The organism is Pseudomonas sp. FP603 (genome assembly GCF_030687415.1).
GTDB classification, from domain to species: Bacteria; Pseudomonadota; Gammaproteobacteria; order Pseudomonadales; family Pseudomonadaceae; genus Aquipseudomonas; species Aquipseudomonas wuhanensis.
The window spans coordinates 5,420,741-5,441,855 of the sequence record NZ_CP117431.1 but is presented as its reverse complement, the minus strand read 5'-3'; the positions used below and the strand labels follow the sequence as shown (position 1 = coordinate 5,441,855).

Genomic DNA, 21,115 nt, shown 5'->3' with positions numbered 1-21,115 from the left:
TCTTTTTTTTGCGCGTATCTATTCACGCCGACAGCGTCACCTCAGTCTTCCAACTGAAGTACCCCAACGCTTCACAGCGGGGGTTGATCAGCATGAAGCTCAGTTCGCAGGTTGCCACGCCCGGGGTCAGTAACGAGCACTCCCAATAATGGTCATCGGCCTTGTGGCTACCCGGTTGAGTCGGGTTGGCGGGGTCGGGCGCGGGGACTGTCTGCTCGCCGTGGACGACCAGTTTGGGCGGCGAAAGGATTCCGGTATCGCTCACCGAAATGTTGTGAAATACAACGCTGTGTTCGGCCAGCAAGCTGACGGTTCTGCCGCGGACATGGAAAATTTGTCCGTTGCTGGCTGTTAGCGCTTTGCTGTCATTTTTAGTATTTTGTGTTGTTTCTGTACCGCTGATGACGAAGATGAAGCCGTCTTCAATCACCGTCGGTTTTTGCGGTTCAAGGCTGGGTTGCGGATAACGGGAAAACAGCGATTCGGCGTCGACGATCAGCAGCACATTATTGGCTGTCACGACGCTCGCCGAAGGGGAGGTAATCGGTTCGGAAGTCATCATGGATTCCTTTCATGATGTTGACGCATATCGATAGCCGCTTCAGTTCAAGCAAGAAATCCATTCCAGCCGAGGCGGCAACGAGCTCGGTAGGCCCCTCGTTGCCAAGGGGCCCGGCCCATCATCAGTTACGAATGGTAATGAACGGATCCCACGAGCAGCAGCCGACGATTTTGCACTCGCGATCCACGATCAGGAAGTGGAAGTGATAAGTCACGCTACCGCACGAAAGGGTTTCCGAAGACCAGTAATGGTTATCGACTTTCTGGCAGCTGGGCACCGATGGGTTGCTGGTGTTAGGGACGGCAACGCAGGCGGTAGCCTTGCGCGGCGTGGGTGTAGAGATCAGATCATTGCCTACGTTACCGATGAACTTGTAGAAAATCACAGCAGTCTCGAAGCTCTGCGACAGGCTGGTTTCACGCCAGCGAATCAGATCGCCTACCTGGGCTTTCAGGTTGAGCTCGCCACCGGCCTGGCCACTCACCACGTTGTTCTGATTGGTCACCATGTACACATGATTGACGTCGATCAGCGTCGGCGCAGCAGGGTTTTTGCTGATGTTCGGGTAGTTTTTCAGAATGGTTTCGGTGTCGATCGAAACAAGTACATCCGTGACTCGAGACATAGTAAAGCTCCTTTGAACAGAGTGATTACCTGGCTACCTGCCAGGCACGACAACGCTTGTTTGCCTTGCGGCCGTTGCGAACACACTACTGGGGAACCCACTCGATCACGGGGTACGAGCTGGCCTTGCTCCTTGCCTTGAAATGACGGGTTGGGTTCCTTCCAGCAGGCCGCGTTAGGACTATAGATGCCAATTCTATGCTGTCAAAATCGCTTTGATCTTTGGTCGACGAACGGTTCTTTTGGTTATGACTTTCAATGATTTGGCGATAAGAAAAAACTCACTCAGATCCCTATGTTCTCCAAAAATCCGGATAGGGCAGAGCACACTGGTCGATGTATCGTTAGCGAACCGGTTGTCGGCCTCTGACTACAACCATGCACCGACAGGAGAGCGATATGAGTTGGTCCGCCAAACAATACGTAGCTTTTGAAGATGAGCGAACGCGCCCGGCGCGTGATTTGCTGGCTGCCATCCCCGCAGTGGACGTCCAATCGGCAATCGACATCGGATGCGGCCCCGGTAATTCCACCGAGTTGCTGGTACAGCGCTTTCCCAATGCCGCAGTGCGAGGGGTGGACAGTTCACCCGATATGATCGAGGCCGCTCGCAAGCGCTTGCCCCATCTGCGTTTCGACACTGCTGACATTGATACCTGGAACGAGACCGGCCCGTTCGACGTGATTTTCGCCAACGCAGTATTGCAGTGGCTGCCCGATCACGCCCGGTTGTTGCCGTCGTTGGTGACCAGGCTTGCGCCCGGCGGTAGCCTGGCGATTCAGATGCCCGACAACCTCAACGAACCGTCGCACAGGTTGATGCGCGAGGTCGCAGCGAATGGCCCTTGGGCTGACAAACTGGCAAGGGTCGCTGGCCTGCGAACGGAAATGGAGGATGCGGGCGGTTATTACTCGATGCTGCGTGCCCATTGCACCCGGGTCGATGTATGGCGCACCACTTACTATCATCCGCTCGCGGACGGCGCATCGGGCGTGGTCGAGTGGTTCAAGGGCAGCGGTTTACGGCCTTTTCTTGAGCTGCTGAATGAAGCGGAGCGGGTTCAGTATCTCAATCAGTATCAGGCGGCGATCGAGCAGGCCTATCCGGCGCTGAGCGATGGTTCAGTGTTGTTGCCGTTTCCGCGGTTGTTCATGGTGGCAATGCGCTGACCTGCAAAGGGACGCGCCTGGTCGTTTGTCCCTTTGGGCTCCCACCTTCGAACCATCAGCCCTGCTGCAAAACCTTGAGCGCCGCCGAGGCCAGAAATCCGGAGCGACTTTTTTCTTCCGGATGATGCAGTACGTATTCGTCGATGCGGTTGAGCAAGTAGCCGGGCAGGGTGATGTTGAGTTTCTGGGCCTTGCCCAGGTACTTGGTGACATCGATGTCCACCACGGCCCACGTACACCCTGCGTACTGCGGATTGGCCGCATGCAGGGTCACTTTGTTGGCGGACGGAATCGGTGATCCGTCTTCGGCCAATATTTCGAAATGGCCTTCGATGGCTTCGCGAGCCATGGCCATGGCGTCATCCAGATCTTCCCCAGCGGAGAAACAACCTGGAATATCCGGTACTTCTACACCCCAGGCGTGTTCGTCATCGCCCATGGAAATTGCTATTGGGTAAAGCATGTTCGTCATCCTCCGAAGGCGCTGTCCATCGGCTCGTCAGAGCAGCGCCTGTTGCAAAATACTGATGGCCGTTTTTTTGAGCAGATCCTTTTTCGGATGAGGAACCGTTACCAGTCCTGGCTTGGTCGGATGCTTGAAATGGTGATGGCTCCCCCTGATTCGTACCAGATACCAGCCGTCTGCAACGATTTGGCTTATCAAAAACCGGCTATTCACATCACCTCCCTGTGGTGTGCTTGTGGTTACTATACCTACTGAAAATCGCTAATCAACACTATAACCACCCATGCATCCTGAATACGGATGGAAGAACGGCATGAAACGAGCCTAGGAGGGCATGTCGCGTTGGTTTGGGGAGAGCCTGTTTTCTGTATTGCAGGGTTTTGCCGCGACGCTGAACGGTAAGGGCCGCTCAAATTTCGGGTACAAAAAACCGGCCACTTCGGGCCGGTTATTGTGTTCCCCCGAGAATCACGCCGTAGCTTCTACGGCAGCTGATCAATCAAAACCGCGTTAGAATAGACCAAGCTTCCATCGCTCGCTCGATGCCCGACCAAATGGAACTGACCGCGGTCGTAGTGCAAATAGACGCGCATCTGGCAGTCGGACAAGGGGCCATATCCCTCTGGCAAGACCAAATCCATTGTGCTCATGTCGACATCGACCATGGCTTCGGGCTCATGGGTCTTTTGTAGACGTTCTTCAGCTTGCTCCAGACGCAGATGAAGGGGGTCATCGACGTCAAAATGGATCTCACCGATCGGGATGGACTTCTGGTCGGGGCTGGGCTTGCACCAGCCTTCGATCGTCAGGGCACTCATGACGAAACCTCCGTCGTGGACTGCTGGACTTGGTGGCTCTTGTCTCTTCTCAATGCCATCACTTACCTGGCGGCGCGCATAGGCAGGGTTCGTCTGTTGGGCCGCTTCCAGCCGATCTCTGCCGTCCGTCCTCTGAAATTGAGTATAGCTGGCAGCCGGGCCTCGCTTGCCAACCTCACGGTACAGCCCGATGGTTCTATACTTCTTACTGACTTTGCCGCCCGGACGGGCGGTCATTGTCTGCCCTGCTTGGACGTCAGTGGCGATGCTTTGGCATAACCAATGAGCAACAGGAACAGGATGAAGAGAACATGGCAATAGCAATTATCTTGATACTAATCGTTATTGCATCGGTACTCTTCCATCTACTAGCGCCTTGGCATGCGACACCGGCAGCCTCTAACTGGGGATCAATAGACACCACCCTGTTCATCACCCTGATCATTAGCGGAATTTTTTTCATCGCCATCACGGTGTTTATGGCGGTCGCCGTGATGCGTTATCGTCATAAGGAGGGTGCCAGGGCGCACTATCAGCCAGAAAATAAAAAACTGGAAACATGGTTGATTATCGTGACCTCGGTAGGTATTGCCGCGATGTTGGCGCCAGGCCTGGTGGTTTACAGTGATTTCATCCGCGTGCCGAAAAATGCTTATGAACTTGAAGTGGTCGCCCAGCAGTGGCAGTGGGCCTTTCGTTTTCCCGGCCAGGACGGGAAGCTGGGTAAATCGGATATTAAGTTTGTTGATTTCACCAATCCCCTCGGCCTTGATCCCAAGGATCCTGTTGGGCAGGACGATGTGCTTATAAAAAGCAATGAAGTTCGCCTTCCGCTCGATCAGCCAGTGAAAGTTTTACTGCGTTCTAAAGATGTACTGCACAATTTCTATATCCCGCAAATTCGCAGCAAGATGGACATGGTGCCGGGGATGGTGTCGTACTTTTGGTTTACGCCGACTAAAACCGGGAAATATGAAATCCTTTGCGCTGAGTATTGTGGTTTAGGTCATTACAACATGCGCGGCCAGATGATCGTGGAAGAGCGGGGCGCCTTCGATCAATGGCTGAACAGCCAACCGACTTTTGCGCAAACATTAACGACAGCTGCCAAACCCAGTCAGGACAGCGTGCTGGAAAAAGGTCGCCAGTTGGTCGAACAATACGGCTGCGGTGCCTGCCATAGCCAGGATGGCAGTACCCGTCTCGGCCCGGGATGGATGGGGCTGTACGGCCGCACTGAACAGCTTGCCGATGGCACCAGTGTGCTGGTCGATGAGGCCTACCTGAAAGAGTCGATCCTCGATCCGAAGGCCCGACTGGTACAGGGCTACCCGCCAGTCATGGTGGCCTATACTCTCACTGAAGATGAACTGGGTGCTGTCGTCGCCCTGATAAAATCACTGGGTGCCGCGCCGCAAGAACCTTCTGCCAGCGAAAAGTTGGACAGAGGTGACGACTTGGCGACGCAGGGGCAGCGACTGGCAGAGTCGCTCGGCTGTCTGACCTGCCACAGTGTCGACGGCAGCAAGGGGGTCGGCCCCAGCTGGCAGGGCCTGTATGGCAAGACAGAACCCCTTGCCGACGGTACGAGTATCGAGGTCGATGAGGGTTATATAAAGGATTCGATCCTTAATCCCAACGCCAAAATCGTCAAAGGCTATGCAGCCGTCATGCCGGCCTTGGCTCCGAGTGATCAGGAGTTGAACGCACTGATCGCTTTTATCAAATCCAAAGCGAATGCCGACGCTGATGCGAGCAAGGCGGAGCCAGGGAAGTAGCCGTAAAGCAGCCAGGAATGCACCGAAACTTCGACAGGAGGATGACGTGATGGCCTATGCGGAGCAAGCCGAAACAGAAGCACTGCACGAACCCAAAAGCTTCCTGACCAAATATATCTGGAGTCAGGATCACAAGGTCATAGCCATTCAATACTCCTTGACGGCTATTTTCGTGGGCGTTATCGCCGTGGTGTTGTCCGGCTTGATGCGCATACAGCTTGGCTTCCCCGGCACTTTGGAGTTCATGGACGCCAGTGCTTACTATCAGGCGATGACCATGCACGGCATGATCATGGTCATTTACTTGCTGACGGCCTTGTTTCTGGGTGGCTTCGGTAACTATCTGATCCCGCTGATGGTGGGCGCCCGCGACATGGTCTTCCCCTATGTCAACATGCTGAGTTACTGGTTCTACCTGCTGGCGGTAGTGGTGTTGCTCTCCAGTTTCTTTGTCCCCGGCGGCCCCACCGGTTCGGGCTGGACGCTCTATCCACCACAGTCCATTTCTCAGGGAACACCGGGGGTCGAGTGGGGCATCGTCCTGATGCTCGTCTCACTGGCGATTTTTATTGTGGCAGCCACCATGGGCGGGTTGAACTACGTCACCACGGTGTTGCAGGCGCGCACGCACGGCATGACATTGTTTCGCATGCCGCTCTCCGTATGGGGAATCTTCATGGCCTCGATCATGGCCTTGCTGGCCTTCCCGGCGTTGTTCGTCAGTGCGGTCATGATGCTGTTTGACAAGCTGTTGGGCACCAGCTTCTTTATGCCGGCGATGGTTTCACTTGGGCAGCAGCTCGAGCACCAGGGTGGTAGCCCGATCTTGTTCCAGCACCTGTTCTGGTTCTTCGGCCACCCGGAGGTCTACATCGTTGCTCTGCCTGCGTTTGGTCTGGTCTCCGACTTGATCAGCACGCATGCGCGTAAAAATATCTTCGGCTACCGAATGATGGTGTGGGCCCATTATTGCGATTGGCGTACTCAGCTTCGTGGTCTGGGCGCACCATATGTATGTCAGCGGAATGAACCCCTACTTTGGCTTTTTCTTCGCCGTCACCACCTTGATCATTGCAGTGCCGACCGCACTGAAAGTCTATAACTGGGTGCTGACTCTGTGGCGGGGCGACATCCATCTGACCGTGCCGATGCTGTTTGCCCTGGCCTTTATTGTCACCTTCCTGGTCGGCGGTCTGACCGGGTTGTTTCTCGGCAATGTGATCGTGGATATTCCGCTCTCGGACACCTATTTCGTCGTCGCCCATTTTCATATGGTCATGGGGGTCGCGCCGGTACTGGTGGTGTTCGGTGGCATTTATCACTGGTTCCCGAAAGTCACCGGGCGCATGTTGAACGACACCCTGGGCAAGCTGCATTTCTGGATTACCTTTCTGGGCACCTACGCCATCTTCTTCCCCATGCACTACCTGGGTTTCCAGGGCATGCCACGCCGTTACTACGCCTATGAAAACTACGCGTTCATTCCGCAGTCGGCGCAAGAGCTGAATGCCTTCATTACGGTGATCGCATTGATCGTCGGCGTTTCCCAGTTGCTGTTCCTGTTCAACCTGGCCTGGAGTGCATTCAAGGGCAAACCCGCAGGCAGTAATCCGTGGGGGGCGGCCAGTCTGGAATGGCAAACGCCGAACACCCCACCGATTCACGGTAACTGGGGAGCGAAGCTGCCGGTCGTGCATCGCTGGGCCTATGACTACAGTGTGCCGGGGATAGAGCAGGATTTCGTTGCGCAAACGGTTTCCGCCGAGGAGCTGGAGCAGATGCGGCAACTGAGTGCCGGAACCAAGATAGTGGACGTTAAAACATGAGCAGGCTGCTATTGAGAAACGCCGATGGCGCTGACCCCGGCGGCAGTTGGAATCGCGATCCTGAGGGTATTCAGGCCCCCGAGGGTGCCGATAGAAGCCAAATCGCAAGAGTAGGCCTGCGCTTGTTTCTGGTGGTGGTGAGTTCGTTATTCTTTCTCTTCCTGTTCGCCTTTATTGCCCGTTCACAAATGGCCGACTGGCTCCCCCTGACAGGCCCCTTGGCGCCGTTAGCCAATCTATGGCAGCTATGGCTGAATTCGGCTTTTCTGGTAGTCAGTTGCATCGCGCTGCAGTGGTCGCGTATGGCCGCCCGACAGGCTCGACTGGACGCAACAGTCATTGGTTTTGTATTAGGGGGCGTATTTGCCATTGCCTTTCTGGTGGGGCAACTCTGGGTCTGGCAGCAGTTTGTCGCGTGGGGCTACTTTGTCGCCAGCAATCCGGCCAACAGTTTCTTCTACTTGTTGACCGGTCTGCATGGGCTCCACCTGCTGGGCGGGCTGATAGCCTGGAGCATAATCGTCGCTAAATTCCTGCATCGCGTGCCGTTGCCGCAACTCAGCGTCAGCGTAGAGCTCTGTACCACCTATTGGCATTACTTACTGGGTCTTTGGTTCGTGCTATTCGCGCTGCTGGCCAGCACGCCGCAAACCTATGAAGCCATCGCCAGATTCTGCGGCCTGAGGTGAAAAACCATGGCATCGCATCCACTTGCCCCAGGCGAATCCAGTTCATCCAATCCGCCAGACTCGCCGCCTGCACCGGGATGGCAGGGCATCGCCAGCGACTGGGCCTCGGATAGAGAGGTCTTCAAGCAGGTCCCCTGGGGCAAGGCGATGATGTGGATATTCCTGCTCAGCGATACTTTTATATTCACCTGTTTTTTAACCGGCTACATGTCGGTACGCATGACCATCACCACCGCTTGGCCGAACCCCAGTGAAGTGTTCGCATTGACGATTGGCGGTAGAGAAATCCCGCTTATTCTGATCGCGATCATGACCTTTGTGCTGATCAGCAGCAGCGGCACTATGGCCATGGCCGTTAATTTCGCCTATCGCCGTAATCGCGCGAAAACCGCTGCCCTGATGCTGGCGACCGCTGCCTTGGGGGTGACCTTCGTCGGCATGCAGGCATTTGAATGGAGCAAGCTGATTGCAGAAGGGGTGCGCCCCTGGGGAAACCCCATGGGGGCGGCGCAATTTGGTGCCAGCTTTTTCATGATTACCGGTTTCCACGGACTGCATGTGTCTATTGGCGCCCTCTACCTCGGCATTGTGGCGATGAAAGTATTGCGGGGAGATTATGAGCGCTCCGGAAACTATCAGAACGTCGAGATAGCCGGGCTCTACTGGCACTTCGTGGATTTGGTGTGGGTGTTTATTTTTGCTTTCTTCTATTTATGGTAGAGGAGCACGGGTGATGGCACATGTTCAGGGTCAGCAACATCCAATCAGCTTGTACCTTAAAATTTGGGGGCTGTTATTCGTCCTCAGCACGCTGTCGTACCTTGTCGACTATTTCCACTTCCATGGCTACCTTCGGTGGGCCCTGATTATCACGTTCATGTTGTTGAAGGCAGGTTTGATTGTCTCCATCTTCATGCACATGGCTTGGGAACGGTTGGCCATGGTCTACGCCATATTATTGCCACCGTTGTGTTTACTGGTGCTCGTCGGACTGATGGCCACCGAGGCAGACTATGTTTTCCTCAGCCGGGTTATTTCCTTCGGCCAATAAGCAGCTTCCGGATGGCCATGAGCCTCCAGGGCTAACCTGATATCACTCGCTTGAACTGATGCCATTTGTGCTGCCAGGCCACTGTCCAGTGGGGGGCTGCCGTTCCCGTGCCGGCGACCGTCAGCGTTGGATGATGTTCGATTACCCGGTCCAATATAGATTCCTGATTCGGTTCAACATCCACGAAGAAGATGTGTTTTCCCTCTTCTACCATCTGTTTAAAATTGCGGAAGTGAGCGTTCGGCACCTGGATACCAAAAAAGCCGCCTTCCCAGATGCAGAAGCCAAATATGATAATGGCCAGGAAGATAAACGGCATCCAGCCTGCGGCGGTTTCGGTCCAGCCCAGCCAATAGGCGCCGGCAAGGATCAGCGCCGCGAGTGGCACACCGACCACAGCACCAATCTCGCCAGAGTGAACAACATCCTGTTTCATTAACGAGTTAACCTCGTGGAGGTGATGTTCTTCAACATCCGCCACTTGTTCACTGAGCACATGAATTTGTTCGGTATTGATGCCGTTGGCTTCCAGTTCATTTTCAACGGCCTCGAGTTCGTCGAGATTGTCACTGATGTAATAGTGCCGATTCATGCCACACCTCCCATCTCGTGTTGGCTGTAGACCTCCTCTGTCTGTAGCCGCTAACTGAGATTTGCAGTCGGTATCTGTACCCATGGGGGAACGTTGCACACTTCATGCAATTCGTAGGAAGTATAGCATTCGCTAGCATGCGGGACGGGAGGCGTCAAGGGCTGGAAAGCAGCATTAGGGCCAAGCGCCCCCAGCCCGATTCCACCAAACCCCAGACACAAAAAAACCGGCCATCGAGGCCGGTTATTTCTGTTCCTGCATCTCCCGTCAAAAAACGACGTAAGACTGAAAATCTGAGTGGAGCGGGTGAAGGGAATCGAACCCTCGTTATCAGCTTGGGAAGCTGGAGTAATGCCATTATACGACACCCGCTCAGAGCGGCTGACTTTGTACCAGATGTGCGCGTGAAAATGAAGTTTTTCTTTGCGCGCGATGGCTTTAGCGCGGGTGAAACGAAAGCATCGACCACGTAGCGGTCATTCGCGGGCAAGCCTCGCTCCTACAGGAATGCGTTTAACGCTGCAGGGCTGAGCTTGCTCGCGATGACTCTGTTTCAAATTGCCAATGCATGGTGGTCCTGGACGTACTGGTAACGCGGTCGGCTTTCGTGTTGCGCCGGTTTCAGGAAGCCCAGCAGTGCGTTGCGGCTGTCTCGGCAGGCAGCTTTGTGCTCCATGTCGAGAAAGTGGCCGGTGGCCTGAAGGGTGCTGAAGGTGCTGTGCTGCACATGGCCGGCGAACAGCTTGGCATCGGCGGCGGCGGTGTACTCGTCCCATTCGCCGTTCATGAACAGCACCGGCACGTTGATTTTCTTTGCCGCGTTCAGGTAGCACTGGCGGTCGCTGTTGAGCACGTCGCTGATGTGAAAATGCATCTGCCCGTATTCATGTTCGGCCAACGAACTGACGTGACGGTAGTTGAAGCGCTTGAACAGCGAGGGCAGGTGTTTGCCGATGGTGCTGTTCACCAAGTCACCGACCCGGTTCCCGTCACGGCTGCCGAGATAATCGACACCGCGCTCAAGGTAGTCGAGCATGTGCTCGTTGACCACCGGCGAGAACGAGCTGATCACAGCCTTTTCGATGCGCCGTGGCTGTTGGGCGAGGGCGACGAGCGTGGCGGCGCCACCAAAGGAAAACGACAGCACATGCTCGGCGGCGAAGTGGTCGATCAGCTCAAGGAGGATCTGCCCTTCGATTTCCTTTGTAAGCATCTTCTCATGCAGATTGTGGGCCTTGGACTTGCCCGCGTAGGGCTGGTCGTAGCACACCACATTGAACTCTGGGTAAAGGTTTTTCACGGTCTGTGCAAACGACGCAGTCGTGGACATCGAGCCGTTGACCAGAATGATGGTCTTTTCTGCGGCGTCTGCGCGATAGAACTCCGTGTAAACCCGGTACTGACCCTGTATATCCAGCACAGCGATTTCTGGCCTCATGACATAAGACTCCTGGCAAGCGGGTATGCGCGCAAATCAGATTGCACGAGCTTTGTGACAGGTAGGCATACGCCTGGAATTTTTGAAGGCCCATGTCGATCCATTGCACGCTGGTCGACGGGTATTGTTATAAGCGGGCAGTTTGCCGGGGGAAGGCGGAACCTGAGGGTTCTCTGCCGGCAAAAAGTTTCTTAGAGTAGTTTTGGTGACTCGTCGGTCACGTTTCGCGCCGACGTCCTGATTCAAGCAGGGGTCACGTCATCGCGCAAGTATCTTTCGTAAATTGTTCGACAACATCTGCTGAGCGGTCGTCTGCTTAGATCATTCGGATCTCTTCACGACTCAACGGCCGGTACTCGCCGGGCTTCAACACAGCGTCGAGTACCAGCGGTCCCATGCATTCGCGGTGCAGGCGCACCACCTTGTTGTCGAAGTGGCCGAACATCCGTTTTACCTGATGATAGCGGCCTTCGACGATGCTCAAGCGCGCCGATTTTGGCCCGAGCAAGACCAGTTCGGCAGGTTGTGTGGTGAGGTCTTCGAAGGCGAAATACAGCCCTTTGGCGAAGGTGATCGCGTATTCGGCAGTGATCTCCTGCTCGGTCTCGACGTAGTACACCTTGGGTAGTTTGGTCTGCGGTTGGGTCAGGCGTCGCGACCAGCTGCCATCGTTGGTGATCAGCATCAGTCCGGTGGTGTTGAAGTCCAGGCGGCCGGCGATGTGCAAGTCATCCTTGCCCGGTTCATCGATCAGGTCGAGTACCGTCGGGTGTTGCGGGTCGCGGGTGGCACTGACGCAACCGGGCGGTTTGTGCAGCATGAAGTAGCGGGCCGGCTTGCCAGCTTGCAGCACCTCGTCGTCGACTTCCACGCGGCTGAACTCGAGCACCTCGGCGTGAGGGTCGCTGACGACTTCTCCGTCGACCCTGACGCGTTTTTCCACCAGCAATAGGCGTACCTGCTTACGGTTGAAGCGGGGCAGGTTGCTGAGGAAGCGGTCAACACGCATGGCTAGGGATCGGTGGGAGGATTTGGTGAGAGGGCGCCGCGTATCTTACGTGATCGGCCAGGCGGCTGCTTGCAACTGTGCCTCGACCTGAGCGCAGGCCGGGCACAGGCAGGACTTGTCGCGCAGCTCGGCGGGCAACGCCTGGAGCACCGCCGGATCGATGCTGACGCCGTAGCACCAGCAGGCACGATCGACGGTTCGCGGGTCAGCCAGGCTGCAGTCGTTGGAGGCGCCGCAAGCCGGGCAGAGGTCAGGTTTGTTCATGAAGGAGCATTCGATTACGGCCGGTTTGCTTGGCCCGAGACCGCGCATGATCGGTCGGCAAGCACTCCTGCGCAAGCCGGCGATCCTGGAAATCAACGCCGATCGTTCAAATACGCACGCCACCCGCCCAAATGACTGATATCCACCGCGCCCTCCAGCCCATAGGGCTCACAGATAAACCCGCTCTCCCACCGCCCATCCGCCAGTTGTACCTTGCCCAACCCCAGCGGTGCCGGAATCGCGGTCAGGAACGAACCCAACTCACTGCTTGGCAACTCCCATACTTCCACCGCAATCGCCGCGCCACCTTCCTTCACTCGGACCATGCCAGGGCGATAGGGTGGGTCGCCGGCCAGGGCATATAGTTGATAGTCGGGGGAACTGTGAGTGGCTTCGAGCAAACGGGCTCCACGCTGCTTCAGTTGCCAGTTCAGCGCGAGCCCATCCAGATGCGCGCCGCACACTACCAGCCGTGCCCGATCATTGCGCGCAATGTTCGTCGGCGCAGGCTCGGCCAAGCCTTGCTGGCGTTGCAAGGCATCCGCCACGCTCAACAGATACTGATCGGTAAACGCCCGGCCGAACAACGTCACGCCCCATGGCAAACCATTGCCCATGAATCCGCTGGGCACGGCGACGGCGGCGTAATCGAGCAGGTTCATGAAGTTGGTGTAGTAGCCCAGCTCCGAGTTGCGCAGCACCGGTTCGGCCGCAAGCTCCGTCCGTGTCACCGGGCGGCCGAGGGTGGGCGTGACCACGCAATCAAGGCCTTCCAGAGCCTTGTCGCACAGTGCTTTCAAGGCCTGCAGACGGTATTGGGCACGGAAGGTTTGCACGCCGGTCACCGCTGGGGCCTTGGCCAATACGGCGCGAATCACCGGCAGCACGGCTTGAGGGTGTTGCTCCATCAACTCGCCGGCCACGCTGTAACGTTCCGCCACCCACGGCCCTTCGTAGAGCAACCGCGCCGCTTCGAGAAACGGCGACAAATCCAGTTCGACCGCCTCGCCGCCCATGGCTTTGAGCTGGTCGATGGCGTCGCCGAACAGCAACGGCCCTTCAGGACAGCCGAAGAACGCCAGATCCTGCGCGCGGGGTACGCCGAAACGGAATGGACGCGGTGTGCCGAATGCCGAACCGTCATTCCACAGCGGATTACTGCGGCTGTATTCGTCCCGTGGATCGAGATGAGCGGTGAGCGCGAGCAACTGACTGGCCTCACGGGCCGTGGCCGTGAAGGTCGTGACGCAATCGAGCGTTCGGCAGGCCGCAACCACACCGGCCGTGGAGATCAGCCCTTTGCTGGCTTTCAAACCGACCAGATTATTCAATGCCGCGGGCACGCGACCGGAACCTGCCGTGTCCGTGCCCAGGGAAAAGCTCGCCACGCCGAGCGCCACCGCCAGTGACGACCCGGCGCTGGAACCGCCCGACGGATACTCCGGCAACACGCTGTTCGGGCAAGCGCCATACGGCGAGCGGCTGCCATTGAGGCCAGTGGCGAACTGGTCGAGATTGGTCTTGCCCAACGGAATCGCACCCAGCGCCAGCAGTTGCTCGACGATGGTTGCCGAGCGTTCCGGCACATAGGCAAACGCCGGGCACGCTGCCGTGGTGGGAATGCCCGCCAGGTCGATGTTGTCCTTGATCGCGAACGGCACGCCGTACAGCGGCAGGCTGCCTGGGTCACGAGCGTCGAGTGCGGCGAGGTACGGTTCCAGTTCCTCGACACTGAGCAAATGGATGAACAGGTGATAGTCCGGATTCAGTGCCGCGGCTTTTTCCCGCAGGCTCAGCAGCAGTTGCCGAGGCGTAGTGCTGCCGTCACGGTAAGCGTTGCGCAGGGCGTCGAGTTGCAGATTGATGTTCATGGCGTTAATCCTTTTTTAATGGCTTGAGTCGAGTTCCAGCACCACCACACGCTGCCCGGCGCGTACCGCCGAACCCGGTTGCACGCGAATCTCGCGCACCACGCCCGCCATGGGCGCGAGCAGCGGGATTTCCATCTTCATCGACTCCAGAATCACCAGCACATCCCCCGCCGCGACCCGGCTGCCAGCCTGCACTTGAACCTGCCAGAGGTTGCCGGCGATGTGGCTGTCGACGCTCCGCTGACCGTCGGCTAACGGTGTGTCCTCGGTAACTTCCGGGGCCAGCTCTTCGCTGTCGAAATGCGCCTGGCCGCTGGCGATCCAGCGTTCGCGTTCGGCGTTGAACGCGCTTTTTTGTTGATCCCGAAATGCCGCGATGCTCGGGGCTTCTTTCGCCAAAAACGCCTGGTAATCCGCCAGATTCAGCTGACTGTGTTCGATGTTCAGATCAAAGCGCCCAAGCGGGAAGTCCCGACGAATGCGCAGCAGTTCATCGGCGCTCACCGGGTAGAACCGGATCTGGTCGAAGAAGCGCAGCAGCCACGGCTTGCCGTCGAACGCGGCGACTTCGCGGTAGCGATTCCACATCTGCAGCGTGCGACCGACGAACTGATAACCACCGGGGCCTTCCATGCCGTACACGCACAGGTAGGCGCCGCCGATGCCGACCGAGTTTTCCGCGGTCCAGGTGCGGGCCGGGTTGTACTTGGTGGTCACCAGGCGATGCCGAGGATCGAGCGGGGTGGCGACCGGTGCACCGAGGTAGACGTCGCCCAGGCCCATTACCAGATAGCTGGCGTCGAACACTGTGCGCTGCACTTCGTCGAGGTTCGGCAGGTCGTTGATGCGGCGGATGAATTCCAGATTGCTCGGGCACCAGGGCGCTTCCTTGCGTACGGTGGTCATGTATTTCTCGATCGCCAACTGGCAGGCCGGGTCATCCCAGGACAGGGGCAGATGGACGATGCGCGAGGGCACTTGCAGGTCCTTGGCGGCGCACACGGCGTCCCATTCACCGGCGACAATACCCAGCAGATCGGCCAGCGGCAGTTGTTCGGGTTGGTAGTGCACTTGCAGTGAGCGGATGCCCGGCGTCAGATCGATCACGCCGTGCAGGTGTTTGCTTTCCAATGCCTGCATCAACGCGTGAGCGCGAAAGCGCAGGACCAAATCCAGTTCGGGCGCACCGATTTCCAATAACAAATGCGTGTCGCCTGACAGACGTGCAACCAGCCGCGTATCCCCCTGACCAATATCCAGCACCACAGGCGACACAATCCCCTGTGGGAGCTGGCTTGCCTGCGATGAAGTTGATGCGGTGTCTGGTCGGGCCTCATCGCAGGCAAGCCAGCTCCCACAGGAGTCCCATTTCAAGGCGAGATTGCGCGCAGTCTTGAGATCGACCGGCAAAAACTGAACCTTGTCCCCAGCCTTGAGCTGCCCTAGCTGCCAAAGGTCCGCCTCGATCACCGTCACCGGGCAGACAAACCCGCCCAAGCTCGGGCCATCCGGCCCCAGAATCACTGGCATGTCACCGGTGAAATCCACCGCACCGATGGCGTACGGATTGTCGTGAATATTCGACGGATGCAGCCCGGCCTCGCCACCGTCGGCCCGCACCCATTCAGGCTTCGGCCCGATCAGCCGCACTCCGGTGCGGCTGGAGTTGAAGTGCACTTCCCACTGCGTGGAGAAGAAGGTGCCAATGTAGTTTTCGGTGAAATATTCCGGGGCGCCATGAGGGCCGTAGATCACCCGAATCTGCCGCACGGCGGGCAACTCGGTAACGTGTTGTGTCGCCAGGTTTTGCCCGGCGCTGCGGTCGCTCAAGGCCGGAATATGCAATACGTCCCCTGCGCGCAATGCACGACCGGCATGGCCGCCAAACTGGCCGAGGGTAAAGGTACTTTTGCTGCCCAGATAGTCCGGCACTTGCACGCCGCCGCGCAGGCACAGATAGCTGCGCGCACCTGCACCGCCAATGGTGCCGAGGCTCAAAGTGGCACCGGCGGGAATCAATAATGCGGTATTCATCGGCACCGCTTCACCGTTCAACATCAACGCAATCACCGCACCCGTAACGGCCACCACCGCCTCACAATTGAAACGCAGCAGCGGCCCGCTCATGGTCACTTCCAGCGCCGCTGCACCTTGATCGTTACCCAGCAAGCGATTGCCCAGACGCAGCGCCCGGCTGTCCATCGGCCCCGACGGCGGCACGCCCACCGCCCAGTAACCGAGGCGTCCCGGAGAGTCCTGAACGCTGGTCTGCGTGCCGGCGCTGAGCACTTCGAAGGTGTTGGCTTGATAGACTAGACCTTCCAGGCAACGGGTCCACGGCTGGCCGCTGGCAAAGGGCGTATCGAGCAGAATTTGCCGCAAGTAATCGCGGTTGGTTTCCACCCCGTACAGCAGGCTGTCGCCCAGAGCTTGATGCAGATCGACGCGCGCGGCTTCGCGAGTCGGTGCCCAGCTGATGACCTTGGCGATCATCGGATCGAAGTATGGCGGGATCTCGCAACCGGCCTCGACCCAAGTGTCGATGCGCAGGTGTTTGCCATCGGTAACCGGGAAATTGACGGCAGTGAGCAGACCTGGACTCGGCTGGAAATCCCGACCCGGATCTTCAGCATAGAGTCGTGCCTGAATCGCATGACCGTTGGCTTTCAATCCCTGACTCAACTCGCGCAGCGGCGGCAAATCACCGGCCGCCAATTCCACCATCCAGCGCACCAGGTCCACGCCCCACACTTGTTCGGTGACACCGTGCTCCACCTGCAAACGGGTGTTCACTTCCAGAAAATAAAAACGCTGGGCATCGCTGTCGAAGACGAATTCCACAGTGCCCGCGCTGCGGTAATTCACCGCTTTGGCCAGTTTGATTGCTGCTGCACAGAGTTCCTCGGCCATGCCCTCGGGCAGGTTCGGTGCCGGGGTTTCTTCGAGGACTTTCTGGTTGCGTCGCTGCACTGAGCAGTCGCGTACGCCGAGGGCAAGCACCTCGCCCTGGCCGTCGCCGAATACCTGCACTTCCAGATGCCGGGCGCGTTGGATGTACTTTTCGATGAACACGCCGGCGTCGCTGAAATTATTCTGACCAAGGCGTTTGACGGCGTCGAATGACTCGCTCAATTCGCAGGCGCTGCGGCACACGCGCATGCCGATGCCGCCACCGCCGGCGGTACTTTTGAGCATCACCGGGTAGCCGACCTGTTCGCCCGCTATCAACGCTGCATCGAGGCTATCGAGCAGCTCGGTACCTTCGAGCATTGGCACGCCGTGTTGCTTGGCCAGTGCGCGGGCGGTGTGCTTGAGGCCGAACACCCGCAGTTGCTCCGGTGTGGGGCCGACGAAAGCGATGTCGGCCGCTTCGCAGGCTTGGGCGAATGCAGCGTTTTCCGAGAGAAAGCCATAGCCGGGATGAATCGCAGTGGCGCCGGTGGCTTTTGCGATGGCGAGAATTTTATCCACGGCCAGATAAGTGCCAGCGGCAGCGCCTTCGCCGAGGCTGTGGGACTCAAAGGCTTGCAGGATATGCAGGCTGGCGGCATCGGCTTCGGAGTAAACGGCAACGCCCTTGACCTGCAATTCACCCAAGGTACGCAAGATGCGGCAGGCAATGGCGCCGCGGTTGGCAATAAGGACTTTTTCGAACATGGCATAACCCCCGGAGGCGATAACGCATCAGCCTCGACCTGGGATGCGGGCCGTCCCGCAGTTTTTCGATAAGCGTCGAGGTCGTCCTCGGCGGCAGAGTTATTAAACTTGAAACCACCGCTGCCCCCCTGCAGGAGCGGGCTTGCTCGCGATGGGGCCAGCACACTCAACAATGATGTCGACTGACACACTGCTATCGCGGGCAAGCCCGCTCCCACAGGGTTTAGTGGTGTTTTTACTTTTTGAGGCACTGGCCGGAACGGGCTTGGCACAAGGCAAACAACCACCGCCGCAAACGTGGAAATTTCAGTTCCATACCAGCACCTGCGCAGGAGTCGGGTTGTAGGCGTTGCATGGGTTGTTCAGTTGCGGGCAGTTGGAGATCAGCACGATCACGTCCATCTCGGCCCGCAGGTCGACGTATTTGCCCGGTGCCGAAATCCCGTCTTCGAAGGTCAAGCCACCGTCGGCCGTCACCGGCACGTTCATGAAGAAGTTGATGTTCGGCCCGATGTCGCCCTTGCCCAGCCGACCATCGTGGACACAGGCGCGCAGGTAGTTGTCGCGACAGCTGTGCATGTAGCGTTTCTCCAGCGCATAACGCACGGTGTTGCTCTCCTGGGCGCAGGCACCGCCGAGGGTGTCGTGACGCCCGCAAGTGTCGGCGACGATGGTCAGCATCGGTTTGCCGAGGTTGGAATAGAGCACGCTGCCGGTGCTCAGGTAGACGCTGTTCTGCCGACGCAACGTGCGCTGTACGTCATAGCGCTCCTTGGGATTGGCCAGGCTGTAGAACAAGGTGTCCACGGCCTGATTGCCTTCCAGGTCGAGGATGCGCAAGGTCTGGCCGGCCTTGACCTCCATCAGCCAGGGTTCGCCGGCGGGGATGGTGGCGCGGTACACCGCGGTTTCAGGCAGTTGTTGAGTGGTGGCGATAGCGAGTGACATGGCAGCGATCCTCAGGCGAACAGACGGTCGGTGTTGATGAAGCCGCGCTCGTTTTCCGGGCGCGAGGTGCGGCAGTGTTCGGCAACACTCGCATCGGCGTTCATCCAGCTGAGCTTCAGCGGTTTGGGTGCGTACTCAGGCGCCGGGTCCATCGGATGTTGCAGCGCGGTGAGCACCACCAGGGTGTCCATCGGTGCGTACAACTCGATGTAGTCACCTGCCTTGGAATGGCCTTCGACAAAGTGGAAACGCCCGGCCTCATCGACGTTCACACGGCTGAACAGGTTGAGGGTCATCAACAGATCGGACAGGCCCAACCCCCACTTGCCCAACTCCACCAACAGGTTGTCGGTGCCGTTGCGGAAGAAGCCGTTGCGCAGTTCCTGATAGCGGCCCGCACCGTATTTTTCCGCGACCTCTTCAGCGCACAGCACGCCGCCGAGGCTGTCGCTCCAGCCGCAAGTATCGGCAGTGATTGCCGCCAATACGCGGCCCATGTCCGAGTACAGGCAATGACCGGTGGTGAGTTTGGCGGTGTGTTGGCATTTGAGGCTGTCGGGCAGGTTCAGGCGTTCGGTTTTTTCATGGGCGTTGAGCAGCGTCAGGCTGACGTTGGCACCGCCTCGCAGGTCGGTCAGGCGCAGCAATTGGCCGCGTTTCAGAACGAAGGAACGATGGCCGCCGCCGGGGAGCATTTCTTCGGCGAAGGGCGCAAACAGTTGGGTCGAATCAGTCATGTGTAGATTCCTCTAAGCGATGCGAAGCGAATCTGCCAACGGAGCCGGCAGGGCGTCGACGGCGGCGCGATTGGCGCGGCGGTCGCTGTTCAAAGGGATGTCGTAGGTGATGCGTGCGCCATAGGCGCCGGGGGCGTGCGGATCGACGCGGACCTTGTCGAATACCAGCAAACGGGTGCCGAGGCTGAAACCTTCGGAGAGGTCGTGGGTGACCATGAACACCGTCAGCTGTGTCTCGCGCCACAGTTCCAGCAGCAAGCCGTGCATGTCCTTGCGGATGCCCGGATCGAGCGCGCCGAAGGGTTCGTCGAGCAGCAGCACGCGCGGCTTCATGATCAGCGCCTGGGCGATTGCCAGCCGTTGTTGCATACCGCCGGAGAGCTGGGCCGGGTACTTGTCCAGCGAGTGACCGAGACCGACTTTGTGCAGCAGCACCGAAGCCTGTTCCCGCGCCTCGTGTTTGGCGCTGCCGAACAACCGTCCCAGCAGGGGCGAGCGCGGCAGTTCGAGGCCGAGGGCGACGTTGTCCAGCACGCTCAGGTGCGGGAACACCGAGTAGCGCTGGAATACCACGCCACGGCTGGCATCCGGTTCGCTGGCCAAGGCCTGGCCGTCCAACAGAATCTCACCGCGACTGGCCCGTTCCTGGCCCAGCAGTAGCCGCAGGAAAGTCGATTTACCGCAACCTGAAGCACCAACGAGTGTGCAGAACTCACCTTCGTTGACGTTCAGGTTCAGACCCTCGAGCACGACCTGATCGGCGTATTGCTGCCAGACGTTTTTTACTGTGATGAAGCTCATGCGCGGGCCCCCTCATACCAAGGGAACGCCCGTTGGGTCAGGCGTTTCAGGCCCCAATCCATCAGCCAGGCAAGCAGGGTGATCCAGACGACATAGGGCAGGATCACGTCCATCGCCAGGTAGCGGCGCACCAGGAAAATCCGATAGCCGAGACCATCGGTGGAGGCGATGGCTTCGGCAGCGATCAGGAACAACCACGCCGAACCCAGCATCAGCCGCAGCGAGATCAACAGACGCGGCAACAATTGCGGCAGCACCACGCGCAGCATCAAGGTCCAGGTCGACGCGCCAAGCGTCTGCGCCTTGATCAGCAACTCGACCGGGATTTCCCGGGCGCGCTGCTCCAGATCGCGGGCCAGGCACGGGGTTATACCAATCACGATCAGCATCACTTTCGACAACTCCCCCAGCCCGAACACGATGAACAGAATCGGCAGGATCGCCAGCGGCGGCACCATCGACAGCACGGTGAGTACCGGCGACAACGGTGCGCCAAACAGCGGCAGGGTCCCGGCGGCGATGCCCAGGCACAGCCCGGCCAACGCACTGATGCCGAGGCCGATGGCCAGCCGTCGCAGGCTGGCGGCGCTGTCTTGCCAGAGCAGGTATTCACCGGTGCGGGTGTCGGCCGTGAAGGCCAGGCGTTTCACTGCGTCGCTCATCTGCACGGCACTGGGCAGCAGTTTGTCGTTGGGGTTGTCCATCAGCCGATCGGCCGAGCCCATGAAGTAGGCGAACAACACCAGGGCGAACGGCAGGATCACCAATAGCAGGCGACTTGGGCGATCCGGGTGGCGATTGATCAGGCGCATGG

General features: G+C 58.3%; 20 protein-coding genes, 1 tRNA gene and 1 pseudogene. 6 read left to right on the top strand and 16 right to left on the bottom strand.

Annotated elements, in window-relative coordinates:
• Positions 1 to 22 precede the first annotated feature (22 nt).
• Entirely contained in the window at positions 23 to 559 is a 537-nt protein-coding gene (locus tag PSH65_RS25180) for an AidA/PixA family protein (RefSeq protein WP_305427049.1), read from the bottom strand.
• 124 nt (positions 560 to 683) lie between these two features.
• Complete coding sequence (locus PSH65_RS25175; RefSeq protein ID WP_280163187.1) at positions 684 to 1,187, bottom strand: inclusion body family protein; 504 nt, start codon at positions 1,185 to 1,187, stop codon at positions 684 to 686.
• 398 nt (positions 1,188 to 1,585) lie between these two features.
• Here PSH65_RS25175 and tam point away from each other — a divergent pair, with 398 nt between their 5' ends.
• A complete protein-coding gene (gene tam / locus PSH65_RS25170; RefSeq protein ID WP_305423013.1) occupies positions 1,586 to 2,356 on the top strand; it encodes a trans-aconitate 2-methyltransferase in 771 nt (256 codons plus the stop codon).
• Positions 2,357 to 2,411: 55 nt separating this feature from the next.
• On the opposite strand, the gene PSH65_RS25165 is transcribed toward tam, so the two are convergent.
• The 3 genes from PSH65_RS25165 to PSH65_RS25155 form a co-directional block, all read right to left on the bottom strand.
• A complete protein-coding gene (locus PSH65_RS25165; RefSeq protein WP_305423012.1) occupies positions 2,412 to 2,819 on the bottom strand; it encodes a type II toxin-antitoxin system HicB family antitoxin in 408 nt (135 codons plus the stop codon).
• Positions 2,820 to 2,855: 36 nt separating this feature from the next.
• Positions 2,856 to 3,035 (bottom strand): type II toxin-antitoxin system HicA family toxin, encoded by a 180-nt coding sequence (locus tag PSH65_RS25160; protein ID WP_007984690.1) that lies wholly within the window; start codon positions 3,033 to 3,035, stop codon positions 2,856 to 2,858.
• Positions 3,036 to 3,304: 269 nt separating this feature from the next.
• Positions 3,305 to 3,640, bottom strand: coding sequence for a hypothetical protein (locus PSH65_RS25155; RefSeq protein ID WP_305423011.1), 336 nt, complete (start codon positions 3,638 to 3,640; stop codon positions 3,305 to 3,307).
• A gap of 311 nt (positions 3,641 to 3,951) precedes the next feature.
• On the opposite strand from PSH65_RS25155, the gene PSH65_RS25150 reads away from it, so the two are divergent.
• The 5 genes and pseudogenes from PSH65_RS25150 to PSH65_RS25130 all read left to right on the top strand — a co-directional run bounded on the left by PSH65_RS25150 (position 3,952) and on the right by PSH65_RS25130 (position 8,984).
• On the top strand, positions 3,952 to 5,418 hold the full coding sequence (locus tag PSH65_RS25150; RefSeq protein ID WP_305427048.1) for a cytochrome c oxidase subunit II: 1,467 nt from the start codon (positions 3,952 to 3,954) through the stop codon (positions 5,416 to 5,418).
• A 49-nt stretch (positions 5,419 to 5,467) separates the two neighbouring features.
• A pseudogene (gene ctaD / locus PSH65_RS25145) lies at positions 5,468 to 7,244 on the top strand (cytochrome c oxidase subunit I).
• Complete coding sequence (locus tag PSH65_RS25140) at positions 7,241 to 7,933, top strand: cytochrome c oxidase subunit 3 (protein WP_305423010.1); 693 nt, start codon at positions 7,241 to 7,243, stop codon at positions 7,931 to 7,933. The pseudogene ctaD and the gene PSH65_RS25140 overlap by 4 nt, the downstream one beginning before the upstream one ends.
• A 6-nt stretch (positions 7,934 to 7,939) precedes the next feature.
• On the top strand, positions 7,940 to 8,653 hold the full coding sequence (locus PSH65_RS25135; protein WP_305423009.1) for a heme-copper oxidase subunit III family protein: 714 nt from the start codon (positions 7,940 to 7,942) through the stop codon (positions 8,651 to 8,653).
• A gap of 13 nt (positions 8,654 to 8,666) precedes the next feature.
• Positions 8,667 to 8,984, top strand: coding sequence for a cytochrome C oxidase subunit IV family protein (locus PSH65_RS25130; protein WP_305423007.1), 318 nt, complete (start codon positions 8,667 to 8,669; stop codon positions 8,982 to 8,984).
• Positions 8,985 to 9,015: 31 nt separating this feature from the next.
• Here PSH65_RS25130 and PSH65_RS25125 read toward each other — a convergent pair whose 3' ends face one another.
• The 11 genes from PSH65_RS25125 to PSH65_RS25075 all read right to left on the bottom strand — a co-directional run bounded on the left by PSH65_RS25125 (position 9,016) and on the right by PSH65_RS25075 (position 21,113).
• Entirely contained in the window at positions 9,016 to 9,576 is a 561-nt protein-coding gene (locus tag PSH65_RS25125) for a magnesium transporter (RefSeq protein WP_305423006.1), read from the bottom strand.
• Between the two features lie 298 nt (positions 9,577 to 9,874).
• Positions 9,875 to 9,948, bottom strand: a tRNA-Gly gene (locus tag PSH65_RS25120).
• 181 nt (positions 9,949 to 10,129) lie between these two features.
• A complete protein-coding gene (locus PSH65_RS25115) occupies positions 10,130 to 11,014 on the bottom strand; it encodes an alpha/beta fold hydrolase (RefSeq protein WP_305423005.1) in 885 nt (294 codons plus the stop codon).
• 316 nt (positions 11,015 to 11,330) lie between these two features.
• Complete coding sequence (locus PSH65_RS25110) at positions 11,331 to 12,023, bottom strand: pseudouridine synthase (RefSeq protein ID WP_305423004.1); 693 nt, start codon at positions 12,021 to 12,023, stop codon at positions 11,331 to 11,333.
• Between the two features lie 45 nt (positions 12,024 to 12,068).
• Positions 12,069 to 12,287 (bottom strand): cysteine-rich CWC family protein, encoded by a 219-nt coding sequence (locus PSH65_RS25105; protein ID WP_305423002.1) that lies wholly within the window; start codon positions 12,285 to 12,287, stop codon positions 12,069 to 12,071.
• Positions 12,288 to 12,379: 92 nt separating this feature from the next.
• Positions 12,380 to 14,158 carry an allophanate hydrolase gene (gene atzF, locus PSH65_RS25100; RefSeq protein ID WP_305423000.1) on the bottom strand — a complete coding sequence of 593 codons (1,779 nt, stop codon included), beginning with the start codon at positions 14,156 to 14,158 and terminating at the stop codon, positions 12,380 to 12,382.
• 15 nt (positions 14,159 to 14,173) lie between these two features.
• Positions 14,174 to 17,815: an urea carboxylase gene (gene uca, locus PSH65_RS25095; RefSeq protein ID WP_305422999.1), complete on the bottom strand. Its 3,642-nt coding sequence runs from the start codon at positions 17,813 to 17,815 to the stop codon at positions 14,174 to 14,176.
• A 306-nt stretch (positions 17,816 to 18,121) separates the two neighbouring features.
• Positions 18,122 to 18,763 carry an urea amidolyase associated protein UAAP2 gene (locus PSH65_RS25090; RefSeq protein ID WP_305422998.1) on the bottom strand — a complete coding sequence of 214 codons (642 nt, stop codon included), beginning with the start codon at positions 18,761 to 18,763 and terminating at the stop codon, positions 18,122 to 18,124.
• Between the two features lie 11 nt (positions 18,764 to 18,774).
• The gene (locus PSH65_RS25085; RefSeq protein ID WP_305422996.1) at positions 18,775 to 19,500 is read right to left on the bottom strand and encodes an urea amidolyase associated protein UAAP1; all 726 of its coding nucleotides are present in this window, start codon (positions 19,498 to 19,500) and stop codon (positions 18,775 to 18,777) included.
• Between the two features lie 12 nt (positions 19,501 to 19,512).
• Positions 19,513 to 20,301 carry an ABC transporter ATP-binding protein gene (locus PSH65_RS25080; RefSeq protein ID WP_305422995.1) on the bottom strand — a complete coding sequence of 263 codons (789 nt, stop codon included), beginning with the start codon at positions 20,299 to 20,301 and terminating at the stop codon, positions 19,513 to 19,515.
• Complete coding sequence (locus tag PSH65_RS25075; RefSeq protein WP_305422993.1) at positions 20,298 to 21,113, bottom strand: ABC transporter permease; 816 nt, start codon at positions 21,111 to 21,113, stop codon at positions 20,298 to 20,300. The genes PSH65_RS25080 and PSH65_RS25075 overlap by 4 nt, the downstream gene beginning before the upstream one ends.
• Between the last annotated feature and the right edge of the window lie 2 nt (positions 21,114 to 21,115).